We start from the raw sequence: 13,375 nt of genomic DNA, 5'->3' as shown, positions 1-13,375 counted from the left end.
GTCACCCGTCACAGAGAGGCCCGCAGCGCCCGCAGGCGGACGAGGGAACGCTCCTTGCCGAGGATCTCCATCGACTCGAAGAGCGGCGGCGACACGCGGCGACCCGTGATCGCGACGCGCAGCGGGGCGAAGGCGAACTTCGGCTTCACGCCCATGGCCTCGACGAGCTCGGCCTTGAGGGCGTCCTGCTGGGACACCGGGCTGAAGTCCTCGAGGGCCTCGAGGGTAGCGATCGAGCGGTCGAGCACCTCGGCGGCCTCCTCGCGGAGCGCTCCACGCGCGGCCTCCTCGACCACGACGGCGTCGTCGGCCACGAAGAGGAAGCCGAGCATGCCGGGAGCCTCGCCGAGGAGCGTCATGCGCTCCTGGACGAGCGGCGCACCCGCGTCGAGCAGCGCCTGGACCTCGGGGGCGAGGTCGGCGTAGGAGTCGGCCGGGACGAGCCCCGCCGCGTGCAGGTACGGGACGAGGCGCCCGCGGAAGTCGTCGCCGTCGAGGCGGCGCAGGTGCGTGGCGTTGATCGCCTCGGCCTTCTTGACGTCGAAGCGCGCCGGGTTGGGCAGCACGTCGGCGATGTCGAAGGCGGCGACGAGCTCGTCGACCGTGAAGATGTCGTTGTCGGCCGCGATGCTCCACCCGAGCAGCGCGAGGTAGTTGAGCAGGCCCTCAGGCGTGAATCCGCGCTCGCGGTGCAGGAACAGGTTCGACTCGGGGTCCCGCTTCGACAGCTTCTTGTTGCCCTCGCCCATGACGTACGGGAGGTGACCGAAGGCCGGCATGACCTTCGCGACGCCGATCTCGAGGAGCGCGCGGTACAGCACCACCTGGCGGGGCGTGGAGGAGAGCAGGTCTTCGCCGCGGAGCACGTGCGTGATCTCCATGAGCGCGTCGTCGACGGGGTTGACCAGCGTGTAGAGCGGCTGGCCGTTCGCGCGGACGATGACGAAGTCGGGGACGGTCCCGGCCTTGAAGGTCACGTCGCCACGGACGAGGTCGGTGAAGGTCACGTCCTCGTCGGGCATGCGCAGACGGAGCACGGGCTCGCGGCCCTCGGCGCGGAAGGCGGCCTTCTGCTCGTCGGTGAGGTCGCGGTCGAAGCCGTCGTAGCCCATGACCTTGGGGCGGCCGGCGGCGACGTTGCGCGCCTCGGTCTCCTCAGGGGTCGAGAAGGACTCGTAGGCGTAGCCGCCCTCGACGAGCCGGCGGATGACGTCCTGGTAGATGTCCCCGCGCTGCGACTGACGGTAGGGCTCGTGCGGGCCGCCGACCTCGATGCCCTCGTCCCAGTCGAGCCCGAGCCAGCGCAGCGCGTCGAGGAGCTGGGTGTAGCTCTCCTCGGAGTCGCGCTCGGCGTCGGTGTCCTCGATGCGGAATACGAAGGTCCCGCCGGTGTGCCGCGCGTAGGCCCAGTTGAACAGCGCCGTGCGGATCAGCCCGACGTGCGGGGTCCCGGTCGGCGACGGGCAGAAGCGGACGCGGACGTCGCTGCCGGTGGGCGTGGCGACGGCTGCGGGGGTGGTCTCGACGGACACGTACACACCTGGGTTTCAGATCGGGGAGCTGGGGTCGCGTGGCGACGGTCCCAGCCTACCCAGTCCCCGGGCGGGGCAGCCCACAGCGCAGTCAGCGCCGTCGGCTCCCGAACCAGCGCTTCTCGACGCTCGCCCCGCGGTAGAGCGGACCGGCCGCCGTGGCCAAGGCCTGCTGGAGCTCGGGGAGATGACGCTCGATCCCGGCCCGCGGGAGGAACGGTCCGGTCCCCACGTCGATGCCGTGCGTGTAGCCCTCGGCAGTCGTCCCCGTCGAGCGGAGCCGCCGCAGCGCCGGGAGCGCCGCCTCGGCTGCGTCGGTGTCACGGAAGGCGATCTCGAGACGCGGGTAGGACTCCCGGTCGACGAGATCGAGCGGGGTGAGGGCGCGGTCGAGGTAGACACGGAACCGCACGGCAGCGATCTGCGACCAGGGCAGATGGACGGTCTCGCGGCCGACCCCGACGTCGATCCCGGACGGGCCGACGTCGACGCCGAGCTGGCGGCGGACGCCGGCGGTCGCCAGCATCCAGAGCGCACCGACCGCGACCGCCGCTCCCACGATGCCGAAGACGACGCGCAGCGGGACGGGCTGAGGCTCGACGCCGCGGCCGAGCGCCAGCAGCACGAGCATGGCTGCGGTGCCGAGACCGACGAGCGCCACGCCGACGAGCAGCGCGGTCACCCTCTTCGGCGCGTAGCTGAAGGTGGTGACCTGCGGCCCGGGTGCTGCCGGCGGGTGGCTCACACGCCCCGTCGCACGACAGGGTTGCTCAGCACGCCGATGCCCTCGACCTCGCACTCGACGCGGTCACCCTCGACGATCGGGCCCACGCCTGCCGGGGTCCCGGTGAGGATGAGGTCGCCGGGGAGCAGCGTGAAGGCCTCGGAGATGTACGAGACGAGGAACGCGATGTCGAAGACGAGGTCGCGGGTGTTGCCGTCCTGGCGGGTCTCCCCGTTGACCCGAGACCTGACGCCGAGCGCCTCGGTGTCGAGCTCGGTCTCGATCCACGGGCCGATGGGGCACGAGGTGTCGAATCCCTTGGCCCGGGCCCACTGGCCGTCGGTGCGCTGGGCGTCCCGGGCGGTCACGTCGTTGGCGACCGTGTAGCCGAGCACGTGGTCGAGCGCGCGCTCGGGCGTGACGTCCTTGGTGATGCGGCCGATGACCACGGCGAGCTCGGACTCGTAGCTGGCCTCGGAGGTGAAGTCGGGCAGCACGATCGGGTCGTCAGGGCCGATCACCGCGGTGTTCGGCTTGAAGAACAGCAGCGGGCTCGTCGGGACCTCGTTGCCCATCTCCTTGGCGTGGTCCGCGTAGTTGCGGCCCACACCGATGATCTTGGAGCGCGGGATCACGGGGGCGAGCAGCCGCACGCCGTCGCCGATCTCGATGCGCTCGCCCGTGGGCGTGACCGGCATGTAGAGCGGGTCTCCGTTGACGACGGCGAGGAAGTCCTTGCCGTTCTCGGTCTGGACAAAGCCGAAGCGGGGGTCGTCACCTGTGGTGAATCTCGCGATACGCACGCGGGGAATCCTACGCCGATCTCAGGCTCGAGCCAGGATCTCGCCGTTGAGGACCGAGAACCAGCCGTCGGGCTGCGCGGCCCAGCGCTGCCACTCGTGCGCGAGCTGCTCGAGGGCGACGTCGTCGGCCAGCCCGGCCTCCTTGGCCTGGACGGCGAAGTTGGACTCGATGCAGCGCTCGGCCCACAGCCCTCCCCACCACTCGCGGGACTCGGGAGAGGCGTAGCACCACACACCCGCCGACCCGGTGAGCGCCTCGGGGGTGAAGCCGGCCTCCTGGAACCAGCTGAGCAGGCGTCGGCCCGCGTCGGCCTGGTAGCCGTAGGCGGCGGTGACCTCGTGGTAGAGCGCGTTCCACTCCGTGAGGCCGTCGGACTCCGGGTACCAGGTCATGGCGCTGTAGTCGGCGTCGCGCGCGGCGACGATCCCGCCGGGCTTGGTGACGCGGCGCATCTCGCGGATCGCGGCGATCGGGTCGGACAGGTGCTGCAGCAGCTGGTGGGCGTGGACCACGTCGAAGGAGTCGTCGTCGAAGGGCAGCTCGTAGGCGTTGGCGTACTCGAAGCTCACGTTCTCGACGCCCGAGGACTCGGCGAGCTCGCGCGCGCTGTCGAGGACGGCTGTCGCGGCGTCCACGCCGACGACCCGTCCCACGGTGCGGGCGAGGTCGACGGTCACGGTGCCCGGCCCGCAGCCGACGTCGAGGAGGGTCATGTCCTTGCGGAGGAGCGGGACGAGGTGCGCCGCGGAGTTCGCCGCGGTGCGAGACCTGTGCGACCGCAAGACCGACTCGTGGTGGCCGTGCGTGTAGGACTCGGACTCGCGGGACTGCTCGCTGCCGTGGGCACCTGTGGGCGCCTGGCGGTCGGTCTCGGTCGGCGCTCCGGTGCGCTCCGCGCTGTGCTGTGTCATGTGTACGACCGTAGGGGGACCGTGACAGTTCTGAGACATTGTTCTCGGATGGTGGGACCGCAGGGCGGGTGACCTTGGTCGCGGTGCACCTGAGCCCCGCAGGGCCTGCGGGCGCCGGGTGGCTGCAGCATGATCGCTGCACGGCTCCAGCAGGGTCGCGCTGTGGTCGCGTGGCTGCTCACGGCGTACGTTCGAGGGCATGACCTCTTCGATCGACCACCGCCACCTGGGCCGCTCCGGACTGACCGTCTCGGTCGTCGGGCTCGGCTGCAACAACCTCGGCCGCCAGCACTGCGCGACCGAGTCCCTCGAGGGCAGCACGGCTGTCGTCACCGCCGCCCTCGACGCCGGGATCACCCTCTTCGACGTCGCCGACGTGTACGGCGCAGAGCCCGGGCGCTCCGAGGAGTTCCTCGGCAAGGCCCTCGGCAGCCGCCGCGACGAGGCCGTCGTCGCGACCAAGTTCGGCATGGACGTCCGCGGTGCCAACGGGCCCGACCACGGTGCGCGCGGCTCGCGCCGCTACATCCTCGCGTCCGTCGAGGCGTCGCTGCGCCGCCTGGGCACCGACTACATCGACCTGTACCAGTTCCACACCCCCGACCCCGAGACGCCCGTCGAGGAGACGCTCTCCGCGCTCGACTCTCTCGTGACGAGCGGCAAGGTCCGGTACATCGGGCACTCGAACCGCGCGGGGTGGCAGATCGCCGAGGCCGAGCTGCTCGCCCGCCAGCTCGGCACCGAGCGCTTCGTGTCGAGCCAGAACCACTACAACATCATCGACCGCCGGGCCGAGCTCGAGGTCGTGCCTGCTGCTGAGGCCTTCAGGCTGGGCGTGCTGCCGTACTTCCCGCTCGCCAACGGACTGCTCACCGGCAAGTACAGCCGCGAGGGCGGCCCGGCCGACGGGCGCCTCACCCACTCCAAGCCCGGGCTGCTCGAGTCCGCGCCGTGGGAGGCCCTCGAGAGGTACTCGGCCTTCGCCGCCGAGCGCGACCTCACCGAGGTGCAGGTCGCGTTCTCGTGGCTCGCCGCGCAGCCCGTCGTCTCGTCGGTCATCGCCGGGGCCACCCGCCCTGAGCAGGTCGAGCAGAACGCCGCGGCGGTGCACCCGCTGTCCGCCGAGGACCTCGCCGAGCTCGACGAGATCTTCCCGCGGCCGGACAAGATCGCACTGTTCTGACGTCAGGCCCCCGCACGCTCCAGGTGCGTGTAGTCGGGAAGCTCGATGCGGTCGGCCGGCGGACGGAACAGCCGTGCGCCGACCGACCGCGCCACGGGTGTGGCCGCGAGCGCGAGCACGCCGTGGAGCGCGGCGATGCCGGCCCGGGTCCTCGGGTTCGCCAGCCGCGGCGTCCCCGGCGGGAGGTCCTGCGCCTGGTCGACGTACGGGCGCATGATCCGCTCGTAGCCGGCGAAGGCGTCGCGGTGGTGGACGTGCGAGGCGAGCTCTCCGGCGAGCACGTAGGCGCCGGTGAGCCCGAGGCTCGTGCCCATGCCGCTCACGGGCGACGCGCAGTAGGCCGCGTCTCCGAGGATGGCCGCACGCCCGTGGTGCCAGATGGGTGAGTGCACCTGCCCCACCTGCTCGAAGTAGTACTCCTCGGCGTGCCGCAGCCCGTCGAGCACCCGGGGCGTCTCCCAGCCGGCATCGGCGAAGAGCCGGCACAGCAGGTCCCGCTGCGCGGTGTCGTCGAGGTCTTCGTAGCCGCGCGGCGGCGAGAGGAAGGACAACGTCGCGCGGATGGTGCCGAGGTTGTCGGGGCGCAGCGTGACCGACCGCCCGCCCGGGGCGGAGTACCACCGCCACCAGTCGGTGTCGGAGGCGACCCTCGGGATGGTCAGGTAGGCGGTGTACATGCCCTTCGGCTGGATCTGGGCGGCGTCTCCGACGACGAGCCGACGGGTGCGGGACCGCATGCCGTCAGCCGCCACCACCACGTCGAAGGTCTCCTCGCGGCCGTCGGCGAAGGTGACGTCGATCCCGTCCGCGCGGTCGTCGAGCGCCGCGATGGTCGTGCCGAACCTGTAGTCGGTCGTCTCACGGCTGTGGTCGACGAGGATCCGGGCGAGCTCGCCACGGAGGATCTCGAGCTCGGCGGTCGCCCCGTCGGTGTCTCCGGTGCCTGCGGGCAGCTCGGCCCGGGTGCCCCCGTCCCGACCGACGAACCGGGTCCCGAGCTCGCCGGTACCTGCAGCCCGGATCGCGTCTTCGAGGCCCATCTTCCGGGCGACCTCGCGGCCGGCACCTCGGACGTCGATGTTCTGACCTGCGGTCCGCAGCTCGTCAGCGCGCTCGACGACGACGGTCTCCCAGCCGTAGCGCTGCATCCACCAGGCGAGGGCAGGGCCAGCGATGCTGGCTCCGGAGACGAGGACTCGTCGTGTCGTGGTCATGAAGCACTCTCTTCTCTCGTGAAGTTATTTGATGCTGAAATAATAACGGCACGATAGGCTGACCGCATGTCCACAGGCGCAGACGACCCCTCGGGCACCCCGACCCACCCCGACGAGAGCCCCACGACGGATCGGCTGCTCGAGGCCCTCACCGCCTACGGCACCACCTACGCCCAGGTCGGCCGAGAGTTCGCGGCGGGGGCCGGGCTGCACAGGACCGACGCGACAGCGCTCGTCGAGATCCTCGGCGCCGAAGAGCGCGGTACCCCGCTCACCCCCGCACGGCTGAGCGAACGGATCGGGCTGAGCTTCGGCGCGACGTCGAGCCTGCTCAACCGCCTCGAGACGGCGCACCACATCGAGCGCAGCCGCGGCCACGCGGACCGGAGGATCGTCACGCTGCGCTCGACCTCGACCGTGCACGAGGTCGCCGACAGGTTCTTCGACCCGCTCGGCGAGCGCATCACCGCGCTGCTCGAGCCGTACTCGCAGGACGAGATCGAGCAGCTCACCCGCATGCTGGCCGGGATCCGCGAGGTCATGGAGACCTACGCGACCGAGGCAGACCACGCACGTACGACGACGCAGGGATAGACCGCCGTGCTCACCCAGACCGCCCTCGCCCACGACACCTGGGCCCCGCTCGCCGCGGCGCACGCCGAGCACGCCGACACCCTCACGGCCGGCTGGCGGTCGCGCCGTCTCGCGGGCGAGAAGCACGAGATCGACGACTTCCTCTTCACCTACTACACCACGCGTCCCGCGCAGCTGCGCCGATGGCACCCCGGGGCTGGCGTCACGCTGCACGACGCCCCGGGCGGCACCGAGGACTTCGCCGAGCGGGCAGCGTGGCGCTGGTACGAGCCGACGCCGGACGGCGGCCTCGCCGTCGACGTCCCGACCTTCCTCGCCGACCGTGGGTCGACGGTCCGCTACGTCCGCGCGCTCGTCGCGGCGACGGCCGGGCGACCCACCAACGTCGGCTGCTTCGGGCTGCACGAGTGGGCCATGGTCTACAAGCAGGGCGAGGACACCCGGCACATGCTGCCGCTGCGGCTCGGGGCCGAGGGGACCGACGCCGTCGTCGAGTCGCACCAGATCCGCTGCACGCACTTCGACGCCTTCAGGTTCTTCACCCCCGAGGCTGTCCCGCTCAACCGCCTCCAGCCGACACGCGACGACCAGCCCGCCCTCGAGCAGCCAGGCTGCCTCCACGCGGGCATGGACCTGTTCAAGTGGACCAACAAGCTGGTCCCCGCCCTGCCGAGCGACCTCGTGCTCGACTGCTTCGAGCTCGCCCGCGACATCCGGCTCCTCGACATGCAGGCCTCCCCCTACGACGTCTCACGCTTCGGCGAGGAGGCCGTGAAGATCGAGACCCCCGAGGGCAAGGCCGAGTACGCGCGGCGTCAGCGCGAGTTCGCAGAGCGTGGCGCTCCGCTGCGGGCCCGCATCGTCGAGGCCTGCGACGCGCTGCTCGCAGGTGCAGAGCCCGTCGACGTCCCGGCCTGAGCGGGCTGGCTCATCATCTGAGCCCCGCGGACCCCGCTCCGCCGCCGAACCTGGGAGAATGGTCCGGGTGACCTCCACGACGCCGTACCAGATCAGCCTCCTCGACCACATCCCGCCCGCGGTGGGCGGTGCCGCACCGGACCCGGACGAGCTGTTCCAGGGCTTCGCGTCGTGGGCGCAGGACAAGGGCCTGAACCTGTACCCAGCGCAGGAAGAGGCGCTCATCGAGCTGGTCTCCGGCTCGCACGTCATCCTCAGCACCCCCACGGGCTCGGGCAAGTCCCTCGTGGCGACGGGCGCGCACTATGTGGCGATGGCCGAGGGCAAGCGGTCCTTCTACACGGCGCCGCTCAAGGCCCTGGTGAGCGAGAAGTTCTTCGCTCTCGTCGAGGTCTTCGGCTCGGAGAACGTCGGCATGATGACCGGCGACTCGTCGGTCAACCCGACCGCGCCCATCATCTGCTGCACCGCGGAGATCCTCGCGAACATCGCGCTGCGCACAGGCGGTGTCGACGCTGAGGACCCTGGGGTCGACCAGGTGGTCATGGACGAGTTCCACTTCTACGCCGACCCTCAGCGCGGCTGGGCGTGGCAGGTGCCGCTGCTCGAGCTCCCCAAGGCGCAGTTCCTGCTCATGTCGGCGACCCTCGGTGACACCGAGATGTTCCGCACCGACCTCGAGGAGCGCACCGGGCGGACCGTCGCCGAGGTCACGAGCGTCGACCGCCCCGTCCCGCTGAGCTTCAGCTACGTGGTCGAGCCGCTCGGCGAGGTCATCGAAGACCTCGTGCACACCCACCGTGCGCCCGTGTACGTCGTGCACTTCACGCAGAAGGACGCCGTCGACCGCGCCCAGTCGCTGCTGAGCACCAACCTCGCGAGCAAGGAGGAGAAGGCCGCGATCGTCGAAGAGCTCGGCGACTTCCGCTTCACCTCGGGCTTCGGCAAGTCCCTCAGCAAGTACCTGCGCGCGGGGATCGGCGTGCACCACGCGGGCATGCTGCCCAAGTACCGCCGGGTGGTCGAGCGCCTCACCCAGAAGGGTCTGCTCAAGGTCGTCTGCGGGACCGACACCCTCGGCGTCGGCATCAACGTGCCGATCCGCACCGTGCTGCTGACGAGCGTCGTGAAGTTCGACGGCGAGCGCATGCGCCACCTGACCGCCCGCGAGTTCCACCAGATCGCCGGGCGGGCCGGGCGTGCGGGCTACGACACCATGGGCGACGTGATCGTCATGGCGCCCGAGCACGTCATCGAGAACCGCAAGCTGCTCGAGCGCGCGGGCGACGACCCGAAGAAGCTCAAGAAGATCGTCCGCAAGAAGGCGCCCGCCGGCGCGGTCAACTGGACGGACAAGACCTTCGAGCGGCTCCGCGACGCCGACCCCGAACCGCTGACCAGCCACTTCACGGTGAGCCACGCCCTCGTGCTCAACGTGCTGGCCCGCAGCACGAAGGCGAGCGGCGACCCTGTGAGCGCCATGCGTCACCTGCTCACCGCGAACCACGACTCGGAGCAGAACAAGGCCGCGCACGTGCGCCAGGTCTTCCGCATCTACCGCTCGCTGCGCCAGGCGGGGATCGTCGAGAAGGTCTCGGACGGCAAGGGCGGCTACACGGTCCGGCTCACGGTCGACCTGCCGCGCGACTTCGCGCTCAACCAGCCGCTCTCCCCCTTCGCGCTCGCCGCCCAGGACCTCCTCGACCCGGACTCGCCCACGCACGCCCTCGACGTCGTCTCGGTCATCGAGGCCACCCTCGACGACCCCCGCCAGGTGCTCTACGGCCAGCAGCGGGCCGCCCGCGGCGAGGCCATCGGCGCGCTCAAGGCCGAGGGCTACGACTACGAGGAGCGCATGGCCGCCCTCGAGGACGTCTCGTGGCCCAAGCCCCTCGAAGAGCTGTTGACCGCGGCCTTCGAGACGTACAAGAAGACCAACCCGTGGGTCGCCGACCAAGAGCTCTCGCCGAAGTCCGTGGTCCGCGACATGGTCGAGCGCGCGATGACCTTCGCGGAGTTCGTGTCGAAGTACCAGCTCGACCGCACCGAGGGTGTCGTCCTCCGCTACCTCGCCGACGCGTATCGCACCCTGCGCCAGACGGTGTCGACCGAGCACAAGACCGAAGAGGTCGAAGACCTCGTCGAGTGGTTGGGCGAGCTGGTCCGCGGGGTCGACTCGAGCCTGCTCGACGAGTGGGAGCGGCTGTCGAACCCCGTCGACGACGACGCCGACACCCTCACCGGTGACTCACCGCTCAACGGGACGTCCGTCGAGGCGCCGGTGCGCCCGGTCACCGGGAACGTCCGCGCCTTCAGGGTGCTGCTGCGCAACGCGATGTTCAAGCGTGTCGAGCTCGCCTCCCGCGAGGCGTACTCGACCCTCGGCTCCCTCGACGGTGCCGACGGCTGGGACGCCGACGCGTGGGCTGACGCCCTCGACCCGATGTTCGAGCACTACGGCGACGACGCGATCGGCTTCGGCCCGCAGGCCCGCTCCCCCAAGCTGCTCACGATCACCGAGGGCGTCGACGGCAACCCCCGGTTCTGGTCGGTGCGCCAGGTCCTCGACGACCCCGACGGCGACCACGACTGGGCCATCACCGCGACCGTCGACCTCGACGCGAGCGACGAGGCCGGCGAGGTCGTCCTGCACGTCACGGACGTCGCGGCGATGTGACGAGCCGTCAGGCCTCGACGGTCCCGCGGATGCAGGTGACGGCGCTGCCGCCGACCCAGATGTCGGCGCCGTCCTGCTCGACGTGCACGCGGCCGTCGCGCTGGAGGGCCCAGCCCTGGCCTGCGACGTAGGAGCCGGGGAGCACGCCGAGCGGCACGAGCCACTGGGCGAGCCCCGCGTTGAGGCTGCCCGTGACCGGGTCCTCGGGAGCACCCTCGCCAGGGATGAAGGCCCGGACCTCGGCGGCTATGCCCGCCTTCCCCGGTGCCGACTCGGCGTCCCACAGTCCGACGACACCGAGCTTGAGGTCGTGCTCACCCATCACGGAGTAGTCGGGCTGCACGCGGCGCACGGCGTCGCCGTCGGCGAGCAGCACCCCGAGCCACCCGGGCCCGTTGTCGATCCACGCGAGGTCGCGCAGGTCGCTCAGGTCCAGCCCGAGGGCCGCTGCGACGTGCCCGCTCGTCGCCTCGTCGACAGGGCCAGACCGTCGCAGCGGCGGTGCGGCGAAGGCCAGCCGTGACCCGTCGCGGCGGATCCGCACGAGCCCCACCTCGCACTCCTGCACGATGTCGACGCCCCACTGGCGCCCACCGGCCTCGAGCCACGCGTGCGCGCTGCCGAGCGTCGGGTGCCCGGCGAAGGGAAGCTCGCCGCGCGTCGTGAAGATGCGCAGCCTGTAGTCGGCCCCCGTCTCGCGCGACGGGAGCACGAAGGTGGTCTCGGAGAGGTTGGTCCAGCGGGCGAAGGCCGCCATCTGGTCGTCAGTCATGCCGTCGGCGTCGAGGACGACCGCGACAGGGTTGCCCTGGTAGGGCACGGAGGTGAACACGTCGACCTGGGCGAAGTCACGGCTGCGAGTCATGAGGCCGACCTTAACGGGGGCGGTCCGCAGCGACCAGGGTCCGCCCACCATGCGGCAGGCGAAGACATCCTCAGCGGTCAGGGCGTCACCCCCGGTCAGAGGGGCTAGCGTGGAGACATGTCGAAGCACGCGAAGAAGGACGACCACGCCGCCCACGGCGCCACCCCTGCGATCGTCGCGCTCGCGAAGGCCGGTGTCGTGCACACCGTCCACCCGTACGAGCACGACCCGTCGAGCGACCTCGGCTACGGCCTCGAGGCTGCGCAGGCGATCGGCGTCGAACCCGCGAAGGTGTTCAAGACGCTCATGGCCTCGGTCGACGGGCACCTCGTCGTCGGGGTCGTCCCGGTCGACCGCACGCTCGACCTCAAGGCCCTCGCGCACGCCGTCGGCGGCAAGAAGGCCACCATGGCCGACAAGGCCGACGCCGAGCGCGCGACCGGCTACGTCGTCGGGGGCATCTCCCCTCTCGGGCAGCGCACGCCGCACACGACCGTCGTGGACGCCTCCGCGCTCACCCACGACACGGTCTACGTCTCGGGCGGCCGTCGCGGGCTGGACATCGGCCTGTCGCCGACCGACCTCGTCTCGTCGACGAGCGCGACGACGGCAGACATCGCCCGCGACTGACCGACCGCCCCCGGGGCCCGGCCAGCCGCGTCACGGGCCACCCGGGTCAGCCCGGTCAGCCCGGTCAGCCCGGTCAGCCCGCGAGCATCGACCCGTAGAGCTCCGCGGGGTCGCCCGCGAGGGAGGCCTTGACCATGGCCGCCGTGTCGTCGACGAGGACCTCGAACCTGCCGGCGGCGAGCCCGTCGAGGGACGCCCTGGCGACGTCCCTCGGGTCCGTCTTCGGACCGTCGTAGCCGGACATCATGTCGGTGTCGGCCGCTCCGAGGTGGACGCCCTGGACGAAGGTCCCCTGCGACGCGAGATCGAGGCGCACGGCGTTGGTCAGGCTCCACTCGGCAGCCTTGGACGCTGCGTAGGCCCCGTTTCCCGGGGAGACGAACCAGGACAGCGCGGACAGCACGTTGACGATGCTCCCACCGCCGTTGGCGTGGAGGACCGGCGCGAAGGCACGGACGACGTCCAACGTCCCCCAGAAGTGGGTGTCCATGTGGCGGTGGGCCTCGGCGAGGTCGCCGGTGACGAGCGGTGCAGCAGTCCCGATCCCTGCGTTGTTGACGAGGAGCGTGACGTCGGTCGCGACCCGGGCGGCCTCGACGACAGAGGCCCGGTCGAGCAGGTCGAGGCGCAGCACCTCGACTCCAGGGATGTCGAGGAGCTCGGGCTGACGTGCCGTGGCGTAGACCTTCCGGACGCCACGCTCGAGGAGCTCGGCCACGAAGTGGCGCCCGATCCCTCGGTTGGCTCCCGTGACCAGGGCGGTGTGGTCGGCGTAGTTCACGTCGTTCTCGATTCGTCCAGAGGTGCGGCCCGGCCGGTCTGCTGGCCGCGTCCGGCTACCGTAGGACCTGACACCCGTGTCAGGTGCAAGCCCACGACCCAGAGGATCCCCATGCGCATCGGAGACGTCGCGGCCCGGTCAGGCGTCAGCGTCCGGTCGCTCAGGTACTACGAGCAGCAGGGCCTCATCGACTCGGACCGCACGGCGGGAGGGCAGCGAGACTACGCAGAGGACGTGGTCGACCGGGTCCGCCTGGTCCAGCACTTCTACGCCGCGGGCCTGCCGAGCCGGACGATCCTCGAGATCTTGCCGAGCGTCGACGCCGGGAGGGCGACCTCCGGCGCGCTCGAGCTCCTCGTCCGCGAGCGCGACCGTATCGCCTCCACCATCGACGACCTGACCGCCACCCTCGACCGGCTCCGCGAGGTCATCGACCACGCCGAGCACAGCGACCCGGGACACTGCGCCGCGCGTGGCACCGTGATGTCGGTGGACAGGGCACCGGCCCTGAACCTCAGGTCCGGCGCCGGACCTGCGTGATC

13 protein-coding genes are annotated in these 13,375 nt (G+C 71.1%); 6 read left to right on the top strand and 7 right to left on the bottom strand.

Features of this window, described 5'->3' with window-relative positions; genetic code table 11:
* Nucleotides 1-8: 8 nt before the first annotated feature.
* The 4 genes from gltX to SANBI_RS05410 all read right to left on the bottom strand — a co-directional run bounded on the left by gltX (nt 9) and on the right by SANBI_RS05410 (nt 3,971).
* Nucleotides 9-1,538 carry a glutamate--tRNA ligase gene (gltX, locus tag SANBI_RS05425; protein ID WP_319159682.1) on the bottom strand — a complete coding sequence of 510 codons (1,530 nt, stop codon included), beginning with the start codon at nt 1,536-1,538 and terminating at the stop codon, nt 9-11.
* A gap of 85 nt (nt 1,539-1,623) precedes the next feature.
* A complete protein-coding gene (locus SANBI_RS05420; RefSeq protein ID WP_319159679.1) occupies nt 1,624-2,277 on the bottom strand; it encodes a PH domain-containing protein in 654 nt (217 codons plus the stop codon).
* Nucleotides 2,274-3,059, bottom strand: coding sequence for a fumarylacetoacetate hydrolase family protein (locus SANBI_RS05415; protein WP_319159676.1), 786 nt, complete (start codon nt 3,057-3,059; stop codon nt 2,274-2,276). Before SANBI_RS05415 ends, SANBI_RS05420 begins: the two co-directional genes overlap by 4 nt.
* 21 nt (nt 3,060-3,080) lie before the next feature.
* The gene (locus SANBI_RS05410; RefSeq protein WP_319159674.1) at nt 3,081-3,971 is read right to left on the bottom strand and encodes a methyltransferase domain-containing protein; all 891 of its coding nucleotides are present in this window, start codon (nt 3,969-3,971) and stop codon (nt 3,081-3,083) included.
* A 199-nt stretch (nt 3,972-4,170) separates the two neighbouring features.
* On the opposite strand from SANBI_RS05410, the gene SANBI_RS05405 reads away from it, so the two are divergent.
* Nucleotides 4,171-5,154, top strand: coding sequence for an aldo/keto reductase (locus SANBI_RS05405; RefSeq protein WP_319159672.1), 984 nt, complete (start codon nt 4,171-4,173; stop codon nt 5,152-5,154).
* 2 nt (nt 5,155-5,156) lie between these two features.
* Here SANBI_RS05405 and SANBI_RS05400 read toward each other — a convergent pair whose 3' ends face one another.
* A complete protein-coding gene (locus tag SANBI_RS05400; protein ID WP_319159670.1) occupies nt 5,157-6,368 on the bottom strand; it encodes an FAD-dependent monooxygenase in 1,212 nt (403 codons plus the stop codon).
* 66 nt (nt 6,369-6,434) lie between these two features.
* Here SANBI_RS05400 and SANBI_RS05395 point away from each other — a divergent pair, with 66 nt between their 5' ends.
* From SANBI_RS05395 to SANBI_RS05385, 3 genes are read left to right on the top strand one after another with little or no spacing between them, the layout of a single operon-like run.
* Entirely contained in the window at nt 6,435-6,962 is a 528-nt protein-coding gene (locus SANBI_RS05395; RefSeq protein ID WP_319159668.1) for a MarR family winged helix-turn-helix transcriptional regulator, read from the top strand.
* Between the two features lie 6 nt (nt 6,963-6,968).
* Nucleotides 6,969-7,880, top strand: a complete 912-nt coding sequence (locus tag SANBI_RS05390; RefSeq protein WP_319159666.1) for a 3-methyladenine DNA glycosylase — start codon at nt 6,969-6,971, stop codon at nt 7,878-7,880.
* Nucleotides 7,881-7,938: 58 nt separating this feature from the next.
* A complete protein-coding gene (locus SANBI_RS05385; protein ID WP_408669740.1) occupies nt 7,939-10,557 on the top strand; it encodes a DEAD/DEAH box helicase in 2,619 nt (872 codons plus the stop codon).
* A 7-nt stretch (nt 10,558-10,564) separates the two neighbouring features.
* On the opposite strand, the gene SANBI_RS05380 is transcribed toward SANBI_RS05385, so the two are convergent.
* Nucleotides 10,565-11,422, bottom strand: coding sequence for a PhzF family phenazine biosynthesis protein (locus SANBI_RS05380; RefSeq protein ID WP_319159663.1), 858 nt, complete (start codon nt 11,420-11,422; stop codon nt 10,565-10,567).
* Between the two features lie 117 nt (nt 11,423-11,539).
* Between SANBI_RS05380 and ybaK the strand changes: the two genes are divergently transcribed.
* Nucleotides 11,540-12,052 (top strand): Cys-tRNA(Pro) deacylase, encoded by a 513-nt coding sequence (gene ybaK / locus SANBI_RS05375; RefSeq protein WP_319159661.1) that lies wholly within the window; start codon nt 11,540-11,542, stop codon nt 12,050-12,052.
* A 73-nt stretch (nt 12,053-12,125) separates the two neighbouring features.
* Here the strand turns inward: ybaK and SANBI_RS05370 are convergent, their stop codons facing one another.
* A complete protein-coding gene (locus SANBI_RS05370; protein WP_319159659.1) occupies nt 12,126-12,833 on the bottom strand; it encodes an SDR family oxidoreductase in 708 nt (235 codons plus the stop codon).
* 111 nt (nt 12,834-12,944) lie between these two features.
* On the opposite strand from SANBI_RS05370, the gene SANBI_RS05365 reads away from it, so the two are divergent.
* Entirely contained in the window at nt 12,945-13,373 is a 429-nt protein-coding gene (locus SANBI_RS05365) for a MerR family transcriptional regulator (RefSeq protein WP_319159657.1), read from the top strand.
* Nucleotides 13,374-13,375 lie beyond the last annotated feature (2 nt).

The organism is Sanguibacter biliveldensis, assembly GCF_033798665.1.
Lineage (GTDB): Bacteria > Actinomycetota > Actinomycetes > Actinomycetales > Cellulomonadaceae > Sanguibacter > Sanguibacter inulinus.
The sequence above is the reverse complement of the archived record's forward strand: the minus strand, read 5'-3'. Positions and strand labels throughout refer to the sequence as shown.

Coding starts and splice junctions, on each gene's coding strand:
- SANBI_RS05410 (WP_319159674.1), bottom strand. CDS start 3,971: ATGACACAGCACAGCGCGGAGCGCACCGGAGCGCCGACCGAGACCGAC.
- SANBI_RS05405 (WP_319159672.1), top strand. CDS start 4,171: ATGACCTCTTCGATCGACCACCGCCACCTGGGCCGCTCCGGACTGACC.
- SANBI_RS05400 (WP_319159670.1), bottom strand. CDS start 6,368: ATGACCACGACACGACGAGTCCTCGTCTCCGGAGCCAGCATCGCTGGC.
- SANBI_RS05395 (WP_319159668.1), top strand. CDS start 6,435: ATGTCCACAGGCGCAGACGACCCCTCGGGCACCCCGACCCACCCCGAC.
- SANBI_RS05385 (WP_408669740.1), top strand. CDS start 7,939: ATGGTCCGGGTGACCTCCACGACGCCGTACCAGATCAGCCTCCTCGAC.
- SANBI_RS05380 (WP_319159663.1), bottom strand. CDS start 11,422: ATGACTCGCAGCCGTGACTTCGCCCAGGTCGACGTGTTCACCTCCGTG.
- ybaK (WP_319159661.1), top strand. CDS start 11,540: ATGTCGAAGCACGCGAAGAAGGACGACCACGCCGCCCACGGCGCCACC.
- SANBI_RS05365 (WP_319159657.1), top strand. CDS start 12,945: ATGCGCATCGGAGACGTCGCGGCCCGGTCAGGCGTCAGCGTCCGGTCG.